Genomic DNA, 20,354 nt, shown 5'->3' on the forward strand with positions numbered 1-20,354 from the left:
TGCCCCCACTGGATGGAGGCTCCTCGATTACTTGATGAATTTGACCTGTTCATGAATACGCTCAAGGATGGCCCCTTTGCGCTCGTTGAACGTCTTCTTGTTCTGTTCAAAGATATTATTTCCCTTGGTATCGATGGAAATAATCAATGGACCAAACTCTTTGACGCGGTTCACCCACAGGGTTTCTGGCATGCCCAGATCACGCCATTCTGCCGCTTCAATGGCTTCCACTTTGGTGGCTGCGACCACGGCACAACCGCCAGGAAAAACCGCGTGAACTGCCTTGTTCTCAAGGCAGCCCGCGGCCGTTTCCTCACCCATACCACCTTTGCCAATGATCATTTTCACACCCGTTTCGGCGATAAACTGGCGTTCAAATTTCTCCATTCGCATACTGGTTGTTGGGCCGATGGAAACCATTTCATAAGAACCATCGTCTTTTTCTCGAACAATGGGGCCTGCGTGGAAAATAGCCCCACCACGCACGTCCACTGGCAGTTTCTGCTTGAGCTCGATAAGGCGACGGTGGGCAACATCACGACAAGTCACTAAGTGTCCAGTCAGGTAAACAATGTCCCCCACGTTAAGGTCGGCCAATGCTTCATCTGAAATCGGGGTCGTTAGGATTTTTTTCATAGTGTGACGTCCTCGTGAGAGATGATTTCGTAGCTTAAATCCGAGTTGAACTTAATCGTGCCGCGACGGTGGGCCCAGCAGCCAGTGGATACCGCAACACCAATGGTCGATGGATGACGTGCAGAGGATTCAATATTCACCCCCATCACCGTGTTATCACCGGTTAAGCCCTGAGGCCCAATCCCTACTTCGTTTAGGCCATCTTCCAACAACTGCTCCATCAAGGCGGCATTAGCATTCGGGTTAGAGGTGTCCACTGGACGCAAAATGGCTTTCTTCGACAAACGCGCAGCGGTTTCTACCGACGTCGATACTCCAACGCCTACTAACAATGGCGGACATGCGTTGATGCCACGAGAGGTGATCACATCAAAGACAAAGTCAGCAACACCTTCATAACCTTGTCCTGGCATCAAGACTTTAGCGTGGCCTGGTAAGGTACAACCGCCTCCGGCCATGTAGACTTCGATCGTCGCCGTATCATCGTTCGGTACGATATCCCAATCCAACCATGGGATTTTCGAGCCAGTGTTAGTACCGGTATTTTTCTCGTCGAACGTTTCCACTGCGTTGTGACGTAACGGGCCTTTTTTAGTCGCTTCAAGGGTGGCGGTACGAAGGATATCTTCCAGCTCACCGATCAAAGGGAATTTGGCACCGACCGTTAGAAAGTATTGAATAACACCCGTGTCTTGACAGCTCGGACGGTCTAATTTATCCGCCGCTTCTTGGTTTTCGGCCATGGTGTCGTAAATCTCGATGGCCATCGGATTCTTTTCTTTTTTTCTCAAATCCGCTTGTTTTTGCTTAACGTCTTTCGGTAAACGTTTGCCAATGTAACTGGTAAACTTGGTCATCACGTCAGACATGTACTCCACAGAGTTTTCGCTGCTCATATCTCCCCCTTTATTGGTTTTTATCATGAGGCTGGTGATATGATTTTAGGGATATCAGACGTCATCAGTTAAAAATAAAAGACAGACACTTTTTCCCTAGAGGCAACAATGGACGCAAATTCAGAGTTCGAATTTTTCATTTCACTGGCCAAAAATGGCGCATTATCCGCAACGGCTCGTGAGCTTAACTTAACACCTTCAGCGGTAACAAAACGCTTGAACAATCTGGAGTCTCGTCTCGGGGTTCGCCTAGTCAATCGCACTACCCGCCGTATTAGCTTGACCAATGAGGGGGAAATCTATCTGCAGCACGCTAAGGACATCAAAGCGCAAATCGAAGAAATGGAAGCAGCAGTCACCAACCGACGCTCAACTCCGCGAGGCTTATTGCGCGTTAACGCTCCCTTAGGGTTTGGCAGGAATTACATTGCACCGATCTTGTCGGAGTTTTTGAATGAGAACCCAGAAGTGGAAATCCAGTTGATGCTCACCGACCGCCCTATCACTCTTCCGGATGAATCAGTAGATGTGTGTATACGCTTCGGTCCAGCGCCAGACTCACGAGTAATTGCCCGTAAAATAGCCCCTAATCGCCGTTTAGTCTGTGCTTCCCCCACCTATTTTAAGCGCTTTGGGAAACCTGAGACGCCTGCGGAGTTAATGTCGCACAACTGCATTATCATCAAACAAAACCAACAAGTAGCCAGCGCTTGGCGCTTTTACAAAGACAATCAAGAAGAAGTGGTCAAAGTGAAGGCCAATATGCTCACCAACGATGGCGAAATCGCTTTACGCTGGGCATTAGATGGTCATGGCATTGTGATGCGCGCAGAATGGGACATGGCAAAATACATGCGCCAAGGAAAGTTGGAAGCAATTTTTAACGATTATGATACGCCCGAAGCTGATATCTACGCGGTGTATATGGAACGCTTGAATCAATCCGCTAAAGTCACTCGCTTTTTAGATTACTTACAGGATTCGTTTTTAAACAATGAAAACAAAGAAAGGTCCTTTTGGTAGGACCTTTCTGGTAGGAATATTAAGCAATGACTTGAGTAAAGCTATTTCCGTTATACTTTAAAACAAGATCCCTGCTGGCATCCTCAATAACAACACTTCTTTCATTAATAAGTAAAATGCCGCCACTATCACTACCGATACCGACACGTTACGCAACATTGGCACCAGCTTCGGTTTATCAAAGTTCGCTATCAGCATGATGCTGGTAAACGCTAACAAAGAAGACAGAGCAAAGCCCAAAGTCGACATAAACATCGTCCATAAACCGATCGTCACGACAACTGCTGACTGACGTGCAGTGGGCAAAACACCCAACTGTAGAAACGGCGTTGAATGCTTCGTTTTCAACAGTCGAATCAGCAACAAACCTGATAGAACCAATACCGCATACAAAATATAGCTTGGGAATACAGCGCCTAATTTTGACATGCCATCCATTTGCGAAAGCAGTACCCCACTTCCTACCATGATCAGCAGCGTTACCATCAAGGTAGCAGGTTTATTCTCTGGTGCGACAGCTAGTTTTTGGCTCTTATTGCGACGCGCCATCCACAATGGATAGATCAAGGCAAACACTGCACAGATAATGATGCCAATCGAAATCGGACGACCAAAGAACATTTCTAACACTCGCCCTTGTGCAGAACCAATCAAATAGGTTTGCACAAAACCTTGTTCAGCGATTTTCCCAAGCACTAGACCTAATACTATAGGCGAGGCACTAAAACCGAATTTCGACAATACCCATGCCAAAACCCCCAAGGAGAACATCACAAAGGTATCATGTGGATTGCTATGGATCGCATAGCTACCAATCACAGTTAAAAACGCCACCGTTGGCACCAACAACTGTTTCGGTGTCTTGGCAATCGATTTGTAAGCGTACTTACCTAGCACCAGTCCAACTGGTAACATCAATATGGTTGCAATCAACAAACCGTAGATAAAGGTGTAGACAATGCTGCCTTGCTCAGTAAAGAGTGAGGGACCGGTTTTGATTCCTTGTACCAATAAGGCACCTAGAATGATTGCATCAGGTGGTGTGCCCGGAATCCCCAACACCAAGGTCGGAATAAAGCCCCCACCCACGGTAGCATTGTTGGCAGACTCCGTTGCAATGATGCCATCCGGAGCCCCCTTACCAAATTGATCTGACTCTTTAGAACTCCGACGAGCTTCGGTATAGGCCACCAAGCCTGCAATAGAGCCACCTGCTCCAGGTAAGATCCCCACTACAGTACCGATAATGGAACTGCGCAGAAGGTTGAACTTACGCTTTGCAGCGAGAGCAAAAGCCGTTTTAAGAGAAGATCCCCCCTCAACTTTGGCAAAGTTTAAATGTGGCGTTTTCGACGCTACCAAATCAATGATCACTGGCATACAGTAAAGACCAATGATGGCCGAAGTGATGTCGATGCCACCTAATAATGACACTTGATCAAAGGTAAAGCGTACATCGCCACCCACCACCGCCACACCCACGGTTGAGAGAATCAAACCGATACAAGCGCCAATCAAACCTTTTACAGTATTGCCAATTGATAATGCGGAAATCAACGTAAGACCAAATACCGCCATCCAAAAGTACTCGGCTGGACCAAATGCTAACGCCACTTCCGCTAACGGAGGGGCAAGTAATAACAAAGCAATGCCACCCACTACACCCCCGCCGACGGAGGCAAGAGTGGCTAAGGAAATAGCCAATGCACCTTTGCCTTGTTTTGCCATCGGATAGCCATCAAACGTGGTCGCAATGGCAGAAGGTGTTCCTGGTGTATTGACCAAGATTGCCGCAAACGCACCACCATAAATGGCACCCGTATAAATCGCCCCCAGTACGATGAGGCCAGAAGCTGGCCCCATCACATAGGTAAATGGCACTAATACAGCGACAGCCATTGTCGCTGACAGCCCAGGCATGGCGCCGATAACCGTCCCAGCGATCACGCCAACCAATGCAAGCATCAGATTTAAAGGCGTGAGGGCTTCAACTAAATAGCTTAGTAGTTCCATTTTGAATACCTGCTTTTATTTGCCAAGGCCCAGCAACTCAGCAACGCCCTCATATTCCTTTTGATTGGCAGCCATAAACTCATCCATTTGCTCGTATGGAATGTCCGTTAGCACAAAGCCATTGTCTTCCATCTTTTTAACGAACTCTGGATCGCTGTTAATATCACCGATGATCTTAGATAGCTTCTGGCGAACTTCTTCAGGGGTCGACTTTGGTACAGCCAAACCGCGGTAAGCACCACCTACTAAATCAATACCTAACTCTTTAAATGTCGGCACATCAGGGAAGGCATTCAAACGTTTCTCAGCAGATACCGCCAACATACGCAGCTTATCCCCGGCGTTAGCGCCAGACGTGGCATAGTTAAACCCTGCCGTCAGCTGATTTCCCATCAATGCCGTCATTGCAGGACCGATACCACTAAAAGGTACATATGTTGTGGTGACACCTGTCATTTTATCGAACAAGGTTTGACCAATGTGGTTGGCGGAATTAGAGCCTGAGCCAGCGAACGTCACCATACCTGGATTCTTTTTCGCATAATCGACCAAGTCGGATAATTTCTCGAACTTACTGTTTGCTGGAACGAAAATCGCATTCGGCGTGTAATGGAAGTAGTAAATAGGAGTCAGTTCTTCGGTTTTGTAACCCGAATCTTTCACGATAGGTTGCATGATGGTATGCGGAATATTAATCCCCATAATAGTGTAGCCATCACCTTCCATACCGTTTAGCTGTGACCACGCAACCGCCCCACCAGCACCTGGCATGTACTGGATTACCGTTTTAACGCCGGCATGTTTTTCAAATACGGTTTGTTGGAAACGAGCAGATAAGTCAGACTCGCCGCCGGCATTGAATGGCAAAATGTAGTTAATGGGCTTTGATGGAAAGTCTTCAGCCGCCATTGCCGACATGGACATAGATAAAGCTCCTACTGTCATGGCAGTAAGAAGAGGTTTGGTAAAACGAGCAATTTTATTTTTATTCATTGTTTAACCCTTTATTGTGATTAACTAGCCAACTCACTATAACCACAAGCTTAATCCCTTAGGGTTTCTGAGGGTTAAATCTTTATTCACTTTTTTTCAATAATGACTTCTTATCTCATTACCTTTAGGCCAACTGCACATACATTGTGCAAAATCAGCTTCTTTGATTGACTTTCGTTTGTTCCATATATAGAACGTTCAATATATAGAACGATTTATATAATGCTCAAATGAGAAGCCAACTCTATGGAAAAACCAAATCTCGATATTTTAGGCCGGAATCTACAAACCCTACGTCTTAAGAAAGGCTTGTCTTTGTCACAGCTTGCACAGGATGCAGGCATCGCCAAATCCAATCTGTCTAGGATTGAGCAAGGGGATGGTAACCCGACCATCGAAACAATCTGGCGCTTAGCGGTGCAGCTGAATGTGCCTTTTAGTGACTTAATCGCCCGAGTACCCGCCTCATTGGGTGAAAATGGCATTCAAGTAAAACTGATTGACCAAGGCACAGATAACCCAAGGGTCGATGTCTACTGGATGTCGTGTGCGCCTAATACAACCAAACTGTCAGAACCTCATATCACTGGGTCCACTGAATCGATCACTATTGTTAGTGGCGAATTGTTTGCTGGTGAAGAGCAGGACCTACAAAAGCTTAGCGCTGGCGATACGTTTACCTTCTCAGCCGACAAATCTCACTGTTATCAAACCGGGGATTTATGGACAACTTTGATCATGGTGATTACCTACCCTAAGCAGGAGCCATCAATATGAGTACCATGGCACAACCTTTATCTATTACACCCTGGAAGCAAGGTGTTAAAGATGCGATCCCACTTCTAGGCGGCTATATTCCTGTGGCGATTTCGTTTGGTCTGATTTCTGTTCAATCTGGTTTCAGTGTGCTCGAAACCATTTTGATCTCGACTTTTATCTACGCTGGTGCATCACAGTTTTTATTTGTTGCTATGGTGGCCTCTGGCGCTCCACTTTGGTTGGTGATAATTATGACGTTACTGATCAATGCTCGACACGTGGTGTATGGCCCAAACTTAGCGCCCTACTTAACTAAGGATGCCCGCTGGGGGCCTTTAATGCATGGCTTAACGGATCAAATCTTCGCCATCGCCCATACTCGCTTACCACAAATACCCAGTGAATCACGCATTGGCTGGTACACCGGAGCGGCAACCTTGGCTTGGTTAAGTTGGATTGGAGGCTCGGCTCTAGGAGCCATTGCCGGGGATGAGTTAATGCAGCGCTGGCCATTAATAAATGAGGCCCTACCGTTTGCCTTGCCGGCTTTGTTCTTTGTACTCATCGTGCCCCGTTGCAACAGTCTTCAGTGGACAGTGACCATCGCAGGTGCCGCAGCTTCTGCCATGTTGCTGAAAGTCTTTGGTTTTCCAAATATCGCTATCCCAGCGGCAGCCTTGTGCGGTGCACTAGCGTTCTATGCACTAAAGTACACTGGCAAACAAGGAGCACAGTCATGAGTAATACGATTTGGGTTACCCTACTTTCCATCGCTATTGGAACGTATTTGATTCGACTGTTGCCGTATCTATGGATGGCGCGAAAACTAGAGCGAGAGAACACTCAAGAAGGCATTGCCAATATACCAAGTTGGTTGACGATTTTGGGACCAACAATGATCGCGGCTATGTTTGGCACCTCACTAGTCCCCGCTCATCCTTCCGTGACAACGTGGTTTGCAACCTTTGTTGGAGTCATGACGACTTACTTGGTATGGCGTCGAACGCGCTCAATGGGCTGGCCGATCTTTTCCGGCGTTGCGATATTTGGCGTGGTTGTGGTGCTTTTAGGTTAAGCACCTTTATTTCAAAAACCTAATGCGATGAAATACCATATGTTTTCTGTCCACAAAAACTCTCTCAATTAACAATAACTACACAAATTTATGCTTTTACGGCATCACAATCTTAGTTCTTTTGATTTACTATCAAAAAAACAAATTGATTTATATCAGGATTTTGCCATGACAGTTAAAGTTTTATTGGTTGACGACAGCCGTGTAAGCCGAATGGGATTAAAAAAAGCGATTAAGGGTGTATCGCAAGACTTTGAAATTTCCGAGGCTGAAAACGCTGATGTCGCCGAAGCTTATCTGCAAGACAATACTGCTGACATCGCATTGATTGATTTCAACATGCCTGGTCGCAATGGTTTAGAGTTGGTGGAAGCCATCATTGGTCAGCATCCCGATATGAAATACGTGCTTGTCACGGCAAACATTCAAACGTCCATTCAAGAAAAGGCAAAGGGATTAGGAGTAGAGTTTGTTGGCAAACCTGTCAACGCAAGCCAACTGGCTGAAGTGATAGGAGGCTTCTGTGATTAATTACCTTAACCCTGATGAACATGACTTAGTGGTTGAGCTCATGAACATCGGTGTTGGGAAAGCAGCCGCTTCGCTTTCTCAAATTGCCGATGATGAAGTGACATTATGCGTGCCAAAACTTGAGTTTCTGTCTTATGAAGAAGCGGAAAGTGCTTTCAATGAGCGACTTTCTGTTGCCTTAAGTGGCGTGAGCCAGGAGTTCAAAGGGTTTATTGGCGGTACCGCTACACTACTTTTCCCTGAGGCACGTAGTTTAGACCTAGTCACGGCAATGCTCGGCGAAGAATTAGACGATGACATTGAGCTGGACGCGGAACTTGAACAAGAAGTTCTATCAGAGCTTGGCAATATTTTGCTAAACAACTGCCTATCGACCATTGCCAACATTCTTGGCGAAAGTCTGCATACAGATCTCCCTACGACCTTCCATATTGAATCAGACAGTTTGCTTAAACACTTAAGCAAAGGGGAAAAACCCAAGTCTGTTGTGGTCATGCTTTTAACCATCGACTTTAGCTTAAAACACAAAGACTTGTCTGGACATTTGGTTTTCACCATTGATTTTTCAATCGTAGATGCTTTTAAAGAAGCGCTACAAAACTACCTTAACGAGCTTGGGGAATAAGCCATGATCGACCGAACAATTCCTATTGATATTGTGATGTCTTCGCTGGATTCAATTGAAGGTGGCATCATCATTCTCGATAAAAATGGTAAGGTCGCCCATGTCAACGATTGGATCCTAAAGCACTGTCAGTTAGACAGAGATGTACTGATAAATCAAAAAATTGAAGACGTTTTTGTAGGAGTGTCACCAGCCTTATTGAATGCGCTTGAACAAGCAAGATCCAGCAAACTAAGCCGTATGCTTTCCCACAAAATGCATAAACAATTGCTACCTCTGCATGTGAATAATCAATCAGGCCAGCATAAACTCGACATTTCGGTGCTCGTCACACCTCTAAGTGAGGTGGGTGGCGTCCTGCTTCGAGTCATTGATTATACAGCACTAGTAAGACGGGAAACGCAAATTCGTTTCAATGAAAAACTTTTGACTCTTGAGAAAGACTTTTTATCCCGTGCTCCCAATCTTTCTGAGTCGTTAGCAGAATACATTGAAGCGTTTACTGATCGTGTTAACCGTTTACCGCACCCATTCCACGCTCAAGTCGCTGTGATTATTAATGACCACTTTTTGCGGTTTATCGACCCTAGCCACCCAGCTTCTTATAAGTCGGTTGAATCCATTATCTTGTCTAGATCAGCAAATGATGCCATCTATGAAATTAGCCAGATTAAAGACAACAACGGTGCAATTTTTCACGCCATTCATGACGTCAACAAAGACAAAATAAAAGGTTACATTGTTTTCACTTCAACAAGTACAGAAGGCAATAGCCATCTGGCTCACAAAAATCTGCTGAAAATAACGGATTTGGTCAACAACCTTATCGAGTGGAAGACCAACTACGAAAAACTACACTTTTTAGCCAATAACGATATTCTCACTGGCTTATTAAATCGTGGGGCCTTAACAACATCATTTAATAATGCGCTCAAAGAAAACGATAAACTGTCTCTTCTATTCATCGATTTAAACAATTTTAAGCAAGTCAACGATGTTCATGGTCATCATATCGGCGATAAAGTACTACAGAAAATGGCCAGCAAAATTAATAGCGTGCTAGCGCCTGACGATTTGGCATTCCGCATAGGCGGTGATGAATTTGTCATCCTTAGAAAGCACGCTAACAACATCAAAGAGCTAGAGGCATCACTATTAGAAACCATCTCAAAGTCATTCTTATGTGAGTCCATTCCACTTTCCATGAGCGCATCAGTGGGATACGCCTCTTACCCAGAACATGGGCAATCCTTAAATGAATTACTGCTAGTTTCTGACAAGCAAATGTATCACCACAAAAATTCAAAACAAGGTGGATTAGAGGTCTAGTAATAGATTTATTCCCATAAGCACAACCTAAATACTAGTGACTGAAATTAAAGTGGTTGGCATTTTTCATGGATCTAAGACTCATTTGATGGCGTGAATTTTTCGAAATAGTTGAAAGGTGCTATAAGCTTTTATCATTGGGTTAGTAAGCAAGCCCCTTAAGAGCTTGCTTACTCTTTGTATCTTTAATCTCCCATCACAATACCTTCACGACGAGGGTCAGCACCGCCATAAAGTTTGCCGTTCTCAATCACTATGCCTTGTAAACCGGAGTTTAGATCTTTCACCGACACGTTAAAGCCCATAGATTCAAGTTCAGGTGCAAGAGATTCTGCTGAAGTCCCCTTTTCAATATCATAGGTGCCAAAGCGGTTTAGCATGTTTGGCATCGATATTGCTGATTGCATATCCATACCCCACTCTAGGTGTGCGATCAAAGCTTTGGACACGTAACCAATGATCCGAGAGCCACCTGGTGAGCCCACCACCATGTAGGGTTTGTCATCCTTCAACACGATGGTTGGGGCCATGGAAGATCTAGGACGCTTCCCTGGCTCTAGGCGGTTAGCAATCGGATAACCTTCACTGTAAGACGCAAATGAGAAGTCTGTTAGTTCATTGTTTAACAAGAAGCCATTGCTCATTACTCGTGAACCGAAGCCATTTTCAATCGTAGTCGTGATCGATAAGGCATTCCCATCCGCATCGACGATGGAAATATGACTGGTACTTGGAAACTCGATAGATTGGTCATCCGCTTGAGCCACGGCTTTCTGCCAACGAGGTTCACCTGCCGCTACCGAAGACAATGCTTTTCCTGGAGTAATTAATTGGGCTCTTGCGGCTAAATAACTTTTGTCTAACAAGCCTTCGGGCATCGGTACGAAATCTGTATCAGCCATGTATCGGCCACGGTCAGCAAACGCTAAACGCGAAGCGTCCCCGATAATTTGCCATGCCTGAGCAGATTCAGGCCCCATAGAAGCCAAATCAAAGTGTTGTGTGATGCCTAAAATCTGACCAACGGTTAGAGCACCCGAACTTGGTGGCCCCATACCGCAAATATCAAATGCTTCGTAAGGTAGACAGGTCGCCGGTCGCTCTTTTACTTTGTAAGTTTGAAAATCGGCTAAGGAAAGCACACCAGGATTATCTGAGATAGAACGGACGGTATTTACGATATCTTCCGCGATTTGACCTTGATAAAAGCCTTCTGCACCCGCCGCTGCAATACGATTAAGTGTATTAGCGTATTTTGGATTCTTTAAAAGCGTTCCTTCTGCTAAAGGTTGGCCACTTTTATCTAGGAAGTACTCAGCCGTTTCAGGAAACTTAGCTAGAGATTCACGAGTTTGAGAAATCGCACCTGCCAAACGCGGGGATACTTCAAAGCCATCTGTTGCAAGCTTAATGGCAGGTTCGAACAATGAGTTCCAAGGCAGCTTACCATGAACATCATGCAGTTTTTGCATCAGCGCTACCGTTCCAGGCGTACCAACTGAACGTCCTCCGATGACCGCATCATAGAACTTATAAGTACTGCCGTCTTCGTGTTGAAACAGCTCTGGCGTTGCTTCTAACGGGGCTGTTTCTCGAGCATCGAAAGTTGTTAATTTTTCCTTAGCGGCATCATAGTACACGGCAAACGCACCACCACCGATTCCTGATGATTGTGGCTCTACAAGCCCCAAAACAGCTTGAACAGCAACATACGCATCCATAGCAGAACCACCATTCTTAAGCACAGCATAGCCTGCTTCCACGGCTTTAGGGTTAGCGGCGGCCACCATAAAATTGTGTGCCTCAACTAACTTTTTCTGCTCAATGGCTCCGGCGGCCTCAGGTGAAAAAGCATCTGCTGCTTGTCCTGCAGCCATTAGACCAGAGCTACTCAACAAAGAAACTGAAAGGGCCAGCGTTTTGATTGCAAATCGCATTGATACATTCCTTATATTATTTTCGTTTAGCAGAAAGACTAACGCCTCTCTAAAACCATCTTATGGAATCCAACCAAGCAATAGAAGAACTTAAACCGAAAAACTGTGGCCCTTTGTTTGAGCCCTGTCTTTAATGTTACTAACAGGATATTAGACCTCAGTTGAGATCAATGGTTAAACAGCTGTTCTAGCTGTCGAAGTAACCACTGTCCGGCTTCACCAAAATGCTGATCCCGTCGTTTTATCACGCCCACTTCGACTAGCGTGGACTGCGGGATGTTTTGCGTGGACAAGCTAATTAGTGAATCGCGATACCAAGGGGAAAGCGCTATGTGTTCTGGTACCAGCGCCCACCCGAGCCCCATGGCCACCATTTCAGAGATTTGATAATAACTGTCAATGTGCCAGTAGTTAGACGTCAGCGGTGCCGCTCGGTTTTCTCCTAATCGGTCACAAATCACCAACTGGCGAAAAGCTTGTAGCTGGGACAAATTAGGTTCATCGGTGCTGCAAAGCGGATGATCTTTGGCAGCAATCAGGGTTTGTTTAAAATGCCCAACAGAGTGAAATTCAATGTCATCGTCTAGCTGACTCGATCGGAACAACACCCCCATAGTGGCTCTACCGGATAGCACCGCGGCGGCAATATCATTTCTAGAGCCATGTGTGAGAGTTAGCTTTAAATTTGGAAATTGCTCAGCCAATCGCGCAAAAATGGTTTGAAAGCCAACGAGTGGGACCGCCTCATCTCCTGCAATAACCAGCTCAATATCTTGACCTGCTACGGCAGCCATGACTCTCGCATTTAGTCTATCTCGCTGAGCCAATACAAACCGAGCCTCAGTTAGCATTTCTTGGCCAAAGGGTGTTAATGTCGGCGTATGCAAAGAACGGTCAAATAGTTCGGCCCCAAGATCTAACTCTAAATCAGCGATCGCAGTACTCACTCGGGATTGAGCTTTACCAAGCTTACGTGCAGCCGCTGAGAAAGAGCCTTCTGTTGCGGCCATTTCAAAGATCTTTAATTGATCAATTGTCCAATTCAAACTCTTACTCCTGCGCCAATCCATCTCTTTTTAAGATGAACACTAACTTTGGTTCATCTTATTTTCATTTAATAATATATGGATATCAACTTCAGGTGACATCATGGAACACGCATCTATTTCCATCACAGGCTCTGTTCAGCGAACTTTTTGGCGGTTTGCCATCCCATCGGTGGCGGGCATGCTGGTCAATGGACTTTATCAAGTCATTGATGGCTTGTTTGTTGGACACTATGTCGGAGCAAATGGACTTGCAGCCATGAACTTAGCTTGGCCAATCCTTGGTCTAATCATTGGCTTTGGGATTTTAGTGGGCATGGGGGGTGGTGCCATCATGTCTCAACAACGTGGCGCAGGTGATAAAACAAAAGCGTCCATTAGTCTAACTGCTTCTTTATGGCTGATTCTATTACTTTCCATCGTCTCCAGTGGCTACTTAGCATTGAGTGGTAGCCATCTACTTTCCTTACAAGGCGCTGAAGCAACGGCTTATCAATGGGCGCTTGATTACATCAGTGTTTTTCAATGGGGAGCAATCATGACGATTGCATCAGGTGCTTTGCCCATGCTGGTTCGCAATGATGATCGCCCTAACCTAGCTACGTTATTGTTAGGCATAGGTGCAGTGCTCAATATCGTTTTAGATTATTTAATGCTCGGCCATTGGAATTTAGGTTTAAAAGGTGCGGCGATAGCTACGGTAATCTCTCAAGCCACTGTTGCTATGTTTGCTTTGCTTTATTTTTGTTCAAACAAAGCCAGCATTCGCTTAGCTCTGGAATTTATTAACCTCAAACAACTTATGCAGGTACTAAAAACAGGCAGCTCTGGACTGGTGATGTTTTTATACTTTAGTTTTATTGTTGCTGCCCACAATACCTTATTACTTAAATACGGCTCCGTTGAGTATGTGAGTGCCTTCGCGATTATTAATTACATTGCCCTGCTCTATTACTTGATTGCAGAGGGGTTAGCGAATGGTATTCAGCCTCTTGTCAGCTATTACTATGGGGCAAAGCAGCCTAAGCACATAAAGACAACCATGATATTGGCTTTAAAAATCGTCTTAGGCCTTGGCTTATGCACCACGCTGATCGCTAACGTTCTTTCAGAACAATTAATCGGATTATTTACTACTGAGCAAACTGGACTGGTTCAAATTACAGTTGAAGGCATGCGACTGCATTTGTTTGCTTTATGCTTGGATGGTTTTTTATTTGTCGCATCGGTGTATTTCTTATCAGTTGGACAAAACCGTGAAGCCATGCTTGTCGCACTGGGTAATATCGTGATTCAAATTCCATTCCTGTTGTCCTTTCCTACAGTGCTGGGGACACAAGGAATATGGCTGGCGCTGCCACTATCCAACGTCGTGCTTAGTATTATTGTCGCACCGATATTGATACGGTCTTTAAGTCACCGTACGGAGCCAGTCGTCGAAATGAAAACCAAACAGGAACTGCCCTTCTTTTAAGCATCATGACTCAGCAAAGTCCAAGGGAAGCTGTCGCGCTTCTTCTTCGGACTTTAGCATAACACTTAAACCTAAAAGGCGAATTTCACGTCCATTCTGGCGCTTTAGAACCTGTTCTAATAAATCTCTGAAGTAATCAAGATCCAACTTCTGGTGAACATGCTCAATAGTTGTAAGCTGGAAATCCGCAAACTTTACTTTGATACCCTGCTTAGTAATGCTTTTATCTTTAGAATGACGTCCAAGGCGCTGCTGTAACTCAGGGTATAAGCGCTGCTCGATCACCTGCCAACACTCATCATAACTTGAGATATTAGTGGCAAAGGTTCTTTCAACGCCAACTGATTTGCGTTGACGATGAGGTGTGACTTCTCGCGGATCAATCCCATGACTTCTATTCCAAAGAGAATCACCTAATCGCCCAAAGCGCCTTACGAGCGCTAAGTAATCGGCATTACGAATATCGGAACAGACATAAAACCCAGCATTATTAAGCTTCTCAAGGCTGACTTTACCGACACCTGGGATTTTGCCAAGTGGCAACTGGTCAATCACAGATTGCACTTGATTAGGCGTAATCACAAATTGCCCATCCGGTTTATTCATATCAGAGGCAATTTTGGCCAAGAATTTGATCGGAGCAACGCCCGCTGAGGCAGTCAGATTTAATTCTGTTCGGATCTCATCTCGTATGGCCTCAGCAATAAGGGTCGCTGAACCATGGTGCTGCTGACAGTTTGTGACATCTAGATAGGCTTCGTCCAAAGATAACGGCTCAATCAGATCTGTATAGCGAGCAAAAATCGCCCGAATCTTGGCTGAGGTCTCTTTGTAAACCTGCATCCTACCTGGGATCACGGTTAACTGTGGACACAGCTTCTTGGCAATCGCCGTCGACATAGCCGAACGAACACCGTATTTACGTGCTTCGTAGTTGCAAGTACTGATAACCCCACGCTGCCTTTCATTCCCCCCAACCGCCAACGGAATATTGCAATACTGAGGGAAATCACGCATTTCTACCGACGCAAAGAAGGCATCCATATCAATATGGATAATCTTTTTTTGGTAGTTAGAAGGGTTCTGCATGGAGATAATATACTGTTTAAATAAACAGTATTAAGACATATCTCATCGTGGGCTGTCCAGCAGAACTTTTGATTTAAATTTCAGCTTCTTGGGCACAAAAAACGCACATTGAGATTGCTCAAGGTGCGTTTTCTTTATCAACTAACCACTATTTAGCAAATAATTGTCCCATATCTTTAAAGGCTTTGAACTCTAACGCGTTGCCACATGGGTCGAGCAAGAACATGGTCGCTTGTTCACCAACTTGGCCTTTAAAACGGATGTAGGGCTCGATCACAAACTTCGTATCGAATGATTTTAAGCGCTCGGCTAAATCTTCCCATTGTTGCCATTCCAGCACGACACCAAAATGCGGGACTGGCACATCATGACCATCCACTGGGTTGGTCGTAGCATTTTCTTGAGAAGGTGTTTTTGGGTGACTGTGAATCACTAGTTGATGGCCGAAAAAGTTAAAATCGACCCAAGCTTCCGCTGAACGCCCTTCCTCAAGACCAAAGACATCGCGGTAAAAAGCGCGGGCTAAAGGTACATCGTAAACAGGGATGGCTAGGTGAAATGGTTGTAGGCTCATTTTGGCTTCCTTTTGTTGGCTAGCTAACATTACAGTAAGGTTTTATTCCACAAAAGCCAATTTCGCCTGTGCTTGATTGATGAAAACTTTGGTTAAGTTTTGCAGTGTGGTTGAGCGGATAGAGGCATGTTGCCAGTAAAGTGGTACATCGACTGTGACTCTAGGATGGATCAAAACTACTTTGCCATCGGCTAGCGCCTGCTGAATCATACATTCAGGCACCATGCACCAACCAAGATGCAGTGCTGCGGCTTCAACAAAGCCTGTTGAGGTGGGAATATAGTGCGTTGGTGGGTACAAATCATGACCCACTACCTGCTGAATAAAGCGATTTTGTAGCTCATCCTTGCGGCTAAACACTAACATTGGCGCCTTGGTTAAACTCTCAAGGTTTAAGCCTTCGGCAAAGAAACGCTGCTTAAATTCCGGCGATGCAATGGCGTGATAACGCATAGTGCCTAGCGCATGGATATCACAGCCTTGGATGGCTTTGGTTTCAGATGTCACAGCACCTACTGTACTGCCGTTTCGCAATAAGCTAAGTGAGTGGTCTTGATCATCTACGATGACATCAAATAAGTAACCAAACTCCTGATTTAAGGTGGCCAATGCTGGCAATACCCAGGTTTCTAACGAATCATCATTGACTGCGATGGCCAGTCGTCGATTCACAGCGTTGGGCTGCTCAAGCTGAAAGTCTTCGTAAGCTTCTGCTTCTAATGCCAACATGGGCTTCACTTTTCGCAGTAATTTCTCCCCTGCTTCTGTCGGCCGACAAGGTAATTGTCGAACGATGAGAACCTGCCCTAAACGGTCTTCTAATGCTTTGACCCGTTGTGAAATAGCCGATGGCGTCACCGATAAACGTTGCGCTGCCCCATCAAAACTCGCTTCTTCAATCACTGCTGCGAACGCCGCTAATTGGGGGTGTATCAAGCTCATATGAATAGCCTTTAGATTAGAGTTTCTTAACTATACATAGAATTATTAATTTTACTAACTTTCAGTTTTCTCAGATCATGGGCCTATTCAATATCTAACCATTCACTGGATTATTAAATGTTACTGACAGCTTTAATTGCAGGTTTTACCACAGGCGCGGGACTGATCATCGCCATCGGCTCACAAAATGCTTTTGTTCTTAGGCAAGGCTTGATGCGCAACCACATTGGCATCATTGTCGCGATTACCTCTCTAAGTGATATTTTGTTGATTACACTGGGCGTTGCGGGCATCGGGTTACTGGTTAAAGAATGGCCTGAACTCATGCAAGTGCTGCAATTTGGCGGGGCCGCATTCCTTGCATTTTATGGGTTACAAGCCGCTAAACGTGCTTGGTCGGGTGCTGGCGCTCTCAATACAGACGACACGACCAACCATAATTCTTTGAAAAAAGCGGTGCTAACCTGCTTGGCGTTTACCTTCCTAAACCCTCATGTGTACCTTGATACCATGGTTCTACTGGGCAGTATTTCGACCCACTATCCTGGACTGGGACAACTGGCATTTGGCATCGGCGCTTGCCTAGCCAGCGTGGCTTGGTTTATGTCCCTAGGTTATGGATCACAACTTCTAATCCCCGTATTTAACAACCCAAATGCGTGGCGTGTACTGGACGCCATCATCGCAGTGTTTATGCTGACACTAAGCACTTTGATGCTGATGGGGCCGTTTTAAACAAACTTAAAAAGGCTCAGACAAATATGTTGTCATTTGATAGGCTTTAATCAGTTTGTTTTAGAGACTCGCTAATGAGCAACAATAAGCCAGAAACACGCCAACGTTTAGTCTCCTCCGCTGCAGATATGATCAGTCGCCGAGGACTTGATGCGACCAGTATTCGCGAACTCGCTAAGTATGCGAAGGTGCCTTTAGGTTCTACTTATCACTACTTTCCCGGCGGAAAACAGCAAGTGGCGGTTGAGGCGATTCAATACGCTGGTGATAATGTCGCGCATTTACTTCAACAGGCACTAGAAGCTGGCCCGATCGCTGGATTACATAGTTTTCTGGATCTTTGGCGCTCACGAGTAAAACAAAGTCATTTCCAAGCGGGCTGTCCGGTTCTTGCTGTGGCAACAGAAGAGCCAACAGACGAAGTCGGTTTAGCTACTTTAGAAGCGGCCTCAGAAGTCTTTTCCAAATGGCGCTCTCTACTTGCTGAGTCGCTCATCAAACATGGGGCTGAAAAAGCTCAAGCGAATAGTATTGCAACACTGGCCGTTGCCTCGGTTGAAGGCTCTGTCGCCTTATGCCGCGCCCACCGTAGCTTGCAACCATTAGATGAAATCGAACAGCTGTTAGACGAGCTAATGCGACAAGCCATATCCCAGCATTAAGTCATTTCTTATCATAAAAATTTGTCACACCCTCTTTTTATAACAGTCGTTATAGGTTACATTTCTATAACAGTCGTTATAACCGTTCAATTTAGCAACGAAACGAGGGACCTATGTCGGCAACAAATCAATCTATTAGCCTCATAACAGAGGATAGTTACACGCTCCAGGGTTTTATATTTACTGCCAAAAAGCCCGTTAAAGCGAAGTTGATTGTCGCGGGGGCCACTGCCGTCCCACAAGGTTTCTATCGACGCTTCGCCCAATATTGCGCCGATCAAGGATATGAGACGTTAACCTTTGACTATCGTGGCATTGGTCTGTCACGCCCAGAACAGTTAAAGGGGTTTCGAATGAGTTTGCTCGACTGGGGGCAAAAAGATCTGGCGGCGGCCGTGTCTTATATGCATTCAGAGAATGTCCCTTTGTTTTTAGTCGGACACTCATATGGCGGACACGCACTTGGTTTATTGCCAAATCATTACCTAATCAACGGCTTCTATGTGTTTGGTACCAGTGCTGGCTGGCATGGATACATGCCAAAGTTAGAGCGACTTAAAGTTCAAATTATGTGGCGAACGTTACTACCAGCGCTCACACTTTGGAAAGGTTATTGTCCTTGGAAGATGCTAGGGCTGGGGGAAGATCTGCCACTCGATGTATTTCGTCAGTGGCGTCATTGGTGCCAATTTCCCCGTTACTTTTTCGACGACCCAGCTATGCAGGGGATTGAACAAAGTTATGCTGCGGTTACAACGCCGATCTATGCTGTCAATGCGCTCGATGATTTATGGGCCATGCCTGCATCGAGGGATGCTTTTCTACAAGCCTATACGAATGCCACCATTGAGCGAGAAGACTTAGATCCTAAAAACTATCAGGGCAAAGTCGGTCATATGGGATACTTTAGGGAACACGCCGCCCCTATGTGGGACGACGCTCTCTCTTGGTTTGAGGCAAAAAGAACTATGCCCTAACGGCCTTACGACTAGTAAAACCAAGCAATGTGGATCACAGCACGAACCAACAGCCCAAACAAGGCTCCCATCAGCGCATAACGGAAGATTTTACCGATACGAGGACCAATGGCTGAAAATAGCGCTAAACCTACTAAATCCACAGGGTTACTGGCCAAACCGACAATAATATTCAGATCACGTGCGGTCAGTGTGCCCTGCTCCACCTGATCAATGATCACCCCTAAATAGGCCGTTCCGCCAGCGATGTATTTGGTAATAATTGGCAGCACCGCAGTGCCTGGCAAACCTAGCGAACTGAATATCGGCTCCAACCACTTAGTTAGCACGTCGATAACATGCAAATCTTTTAGAATAGTGAGAATAAAAACCGTGATGATCAACATTGGGATCATGTTGATGGCGATCTTCATACCCTCCATGCCCCCATCAGATAGAGACTGCACGATGGTTTTTTTAACTTTAGGGCCTTCTTCGATGGCTTCTGTACCGTTTGCGTAGGCGGATTGATTACGCATTAAAACATAGTAAGTAAAGGCTGATGCCAAGATGCCACCGATAATTGAAGAGGCCAAGAGCACCCAAATATTGACGCCGTAAGCAATCATCGGAAAGGAAATGTTACCTTGGGTTAAAGTCAGGACTAAAGCCATGGAGGCAGCTAACTTGCGCTGATCTTGCTCCATCAAATCAATTTTTGCCAACGTTGGAAAAGGCGCGACAGAACTCACAAATAGCATTTTAGTGGAGGCGATCACACTCAGGCCAGATGCACCGAAAGTATGCGTAACAGCGGACAGTTTGACGGATAACCAAGCCAATATCCCTTTGTTTTCGATCACCTTCATAAGTCCCCCCATCACGACGGTAATGGGAAGCATCAAATATAAAACAAGGTCAATGGCAAGCCTGCCGGAGTTTTGAATGTTTTCGATAAAGTCCATTCTGTTCTTCTTATCAAGGTAGAGGCAAACGTTGTATTTACATATTATGTATCCAAAATACAATTAAGTAAAACCAACCTAGTTAACCTCAATT

Annotated in this window: 21 protein-coding genes; 11 read left to right on the top strand and 10 right to left on the bottom strand. The window is 45.4% G+C overall.

The genetic code is table 11. The features are described 5' to 3' along the window. Nucleotides 1-27: 27 nt before the first annotated feature. On the bottom strand, nt 28-636 hold the full coding sequence (ttdB, locus tag ACXAC1_RS17795; protein WP_475063232.1) for a L(+)-tartrate dehydratase subunit beta: 609 nt from the start codon (nt 634-636) through the stop codon (nt 28-30). Beyond that, nucleotides 633-1,532: a L(+)-tartrate dehydratase subunit alpha gene (gene ttdA / locus ACXAC1_RS17800; protein ID WP_475063233.1), complete on the bottom strand. Its 900-nt coding sequence runs from the start codon at nt 1,530-1,532 to the stop codon at nt 633-635. Before ttdA ends, ttdB begins: the two co-directional genes overlap by 4 nt. A 108-nt stretch (nt 1,533-1,640) precedes the next feature. Here ttdA and ACXAC1_RS17805 point away from each other — a divergent pair, with 108 nt between their 5' ends. After that, nucleotides 1,641-2,555, top strand: a complete 915-nt coding sequence (locus ACXAC1_RS17805) for a LysR family transcriptional regulator (RefSeq protein WP_475063235.1) — start codon at nt 1,641-1,643, stop codon at nt 2,553-2,555. Between the two features lie 57 nt (nt 2,556-2,612). Here the strand turns inward: ACXAC1_RS17805 and ACXAC1_RS17810 are convergent, their stop codons facing one another. After that, nucleotides 2,613-4,568 (bottom strand): tripartite tricarboxylate transporter permease, encoded by a 1,956-nt coding sequence (locus ACXAC1_RS17810; RefSeq protein ID WP_475063236.1) that lies wholly within the window; start codon nt 4,566-4,568, stop codon nt 2,613-2,615. Nucleotides 4,569-4,583: 15 nt separating this feature from the next. Continuing rightward, the gene (locus tag ACXAC1_RS17815; RefSeq protein ID WP_475063238.1) at nt 4,584-5,561 is read right to left on the bottom strand and encodes a tripartite tricarboxylate transporter substrate binding protein; all 978 of its coding nucleotides are present in this window, start codon (nt 5,559-5,561) and stop codon (nt 4,584-4,586) included. A 246-nt stretch (nt 5,562-5,807) separates the two neighbouring features. Here ACXAC1_RS17815 and ACXAC1_RS17820 point away from each other — a divergent pair, with 246 nt between their 5' ends. From ACXAC1_RS17820 to ACXAC1_RS17845, 6 genes are all read left to right on the top strand, one after another. Beyond that, a complete protein-coding gene (locus tag ACXAC1_RS17820; RefSeq protein ID WP_475063239.1) occupies nt 5,808-6,338 on the top strand; it encodes a helix-turn-helix domain-containing protein in 531 nt (176 codons plus the stop codon). Continuing rightward, nucleotides 6,335-7,060 (top strand): AzlC family ABC transporter permease, encoded by a 726-nt coding sequence (locus ACXAC1_RS17825; RefSeq protein WP_475063240.1) that lies wholly within the window; start codon nt 6,335-6,337, stop codon nt 7,058-7,060. Before ACXAC1_RS17820 ends, ACXAC1_RS17825 begins: the two co-directional genes overlap by 4 nt. Further along, the gene (locus ACXAC1_RS17830) at nt 7,057-7,395 is read left to right on the top strand and encodes an AzlD domain-containing protein (RefSeq protein WP_475063241.1); all 339 of its coding nucleotides are present in this window, start codon (nt 7,057-7,059) and stop codon (nt 7,393-7,395) included. Before ACXAC1_RS17825 ends, ACXAC1_RS17830 begins: the two co-directional genes overlap by 4 nt. Before the next feature lie 168 nt (nt 7,396-7,563). After that, nucleotides 7,564-7,926 carry a response regulator transcription factor gene (locus ACXAC1_RS17835; RefSeq protein WP_475063242.1) on the top strand — a complete coding sequence of 121 codons (363 nt, stop codon included), beginning with the start codon at nt 7,564-7,566 and terminating at the stop codon, nt 7,924-7,926. Beyond that, nucleotides 7,919-8,551, top strand: coding sequence for a hypothetical protein (locus ACXAC1_RS17840; RefSeq protein WP_475063243.1), 633 nt, complete (start codon nt 7,919-7,921; stop codon nt 8,549-8,551). The genes ACXAC1_RS17835 and ACXAC1_RS17840 overlap by 8 nt, the downstream gene beginning before the upstream one ends. Before the next feature lie 3 nt (nt 8,552-8,554). After that, nucleotides 8,555-9,880 (top strand): bifunctional diguanylate cyclase/phosphodiesterase, encoded by a 1,326-nt coding sequence (locus ACXAC1_RS17845; RefSeq protein WP_475063244.1) that lies wholly within the window; start codon nt 8,555-8,557, stop codon nt 9,878-9,880. Nucleotides 9,881-10,065: 185 nt separating this feature from the next. Here ACXAC1_RS17845 and ggt read toward each other — a convergent pair whose 3' ends face one another. Both ggt and ACXAC1_RS17855 read right to left on the bottom strand, forming a co-directional pair. Next, the gene (gene ggt / locus ACXAC1_RS17850) at nt 10,066-11,817 is read right to left on the bottom strand and encodes a gamma-glutamyltransferase (RefSeq protein WP_475063245.1); all 1,752 of its coding nucleotides are present in this window, start codon (nt 11,815-11,817) and stop codon (nt 10,066-10,068) included. 167 nt (nt 11,818-11,984) lie between these two features. After that, nucleotides 11,985-12,863: a LysR family transcriptional regulator gene (locus ACXAC1_RS17855; RefSeq protein ID WP_475063247.1), complete on the bottom strand. Its 879-nt coding sequence runs from the start codon at nt 12,861-12,863 to the stop codon at nt 11,985-11,987. A gap of 103 nt (nt 12,864-12,966) precedes the next feature. On the opposite strand from ACXAC1_RS17855, the gene ACXAC1_RS17860 reads away from it, so the two are divergent. Further along, nucleotides 12,967-14,337 (top strand): MATE family efflux transporter, encoded by a 1,371-nt coding sequence (locus ACXAC1_RS17860; protein ID WP_475063248.1) that lies wholly within the window; start codon nt 12,967-12,969, stop codon nt 14,335-14,337. A gap of 3 nt (nt 14,338-14,340) precedes the next feature. On the opposite strand, the gene dinB is transcribed toward ACXAC1_RS17860, so the two are convergent. From dinB to ACXAC1_RS17875, 3 genes are all read right to left on the bottom strand, one after another. Next, on the bottom strand, nt 14,341-15,426 hold the full coding sequence (gene dinB, locus ACXAC1_RS17865) for a DNA polymerase IV (protein WP_475063250.1): 1,086 nt from the start codon (nt 15,424-15,426) through the stop codon (nt 14,341-14,343). 148 nt (nt 15,427-15,574) lie between these two features. Then, nucleotides 15,575-16,000 (bottom strand): VOC family protein, encoded by a 426-nt coding sequence (locus ACXAC1_RS17870; protein WP_273105374.1) that lies wholly within the window; start codon nt 15,998-16,000, stop codon nt 15,575-15,577. A 42-nt stretch (nt 16,001-16,042) separates the two neighbouring features. Continuing rightward, nucleotides 16,043-16,942, bottom strand: a complete 900-nt coding sequence (locus tag ACXAC1_RS17875) for a LysR family transcriptional regulator ArgP (RefSeq protein ID WP_475063251.1) — start codon at nt 16,940-16,942, stop codon at nt 16,043-16,045. 117 nt (nt 16,943-17,059) lie between these two features. Here ACXAC1_RS17875 and ACXAC1_RS17880 point away from each other — a divergent pair, with 117 nt between their 5' ends. The 3 genes from ACXAC1_RS17880 to ACXAC1_RS17890 all read left to right on the top strand — a co-directional run bounded on the left by ACXAC1_RS17880 (nt 17,060) and on the right by ACXAC1_RS17890 (nt 19,316). Next, a complete protein-coding gene (locus ACXAC1_RS17880; RefSeq protein ID WP_475063252.1) occupies nt 17,060-17,677 on the top strand; it encodes a LysE/ArgO family amino acid transporter in 618 nt (205 codons plus the stop codon). Between the two features lie 74 nt (nt 17,678-17,751). After that, nucleotides 17,752-18,339 carry a TetR/AcrR family transcriptional regulator gene (locus ACXAC1_RS17885; protein ID WP_133559516.1) on the top strand — a complete coding sequence of 196 codons (588 nt, stop codon included), beginning with the start codon at nt 17,752-17,754 and terminating at the stop codon, nt 18,337-18,339. Between the two features lie 113 nt (nt 18,340-18,452). Further along, nucleotides 18,453-19,316 carry an alpha/beta hydrolase family protein gene (locus ACXAC1_RS17890; RefSeq protein WP_475063253.1) on the top strand — a complete coding sequence of 288 codons (864 nt, stop codon included), beginning with the start codon at nt 18,453-18,455 and terminating at the stop codon, nt 19,314-19,316. Between the two features lie 11 nt (nt 19,317-19,327). Here the strand turns inward: ACXAC1_RS17890 and ACXAC1_RS17895 are convergent, their stop codons facing one another. Then, nucleotides 19,328-20,260, bottom strand: a complete 933-nt coding sequence (locus tag ACXAC1_RS17895) for a nucleoside recognition domain-containing protein (RefSeq protein ID WP_475063255.1) — start codon at nt 20,258-20,260, stop codon at nt 19,328-19,330. Nucleotides 20,261-20,354: the final 94 nt, after the last annotated feature.

This window comes from Marinomonas sp. AWM4_232 (genome assembly GCF_056158325.1).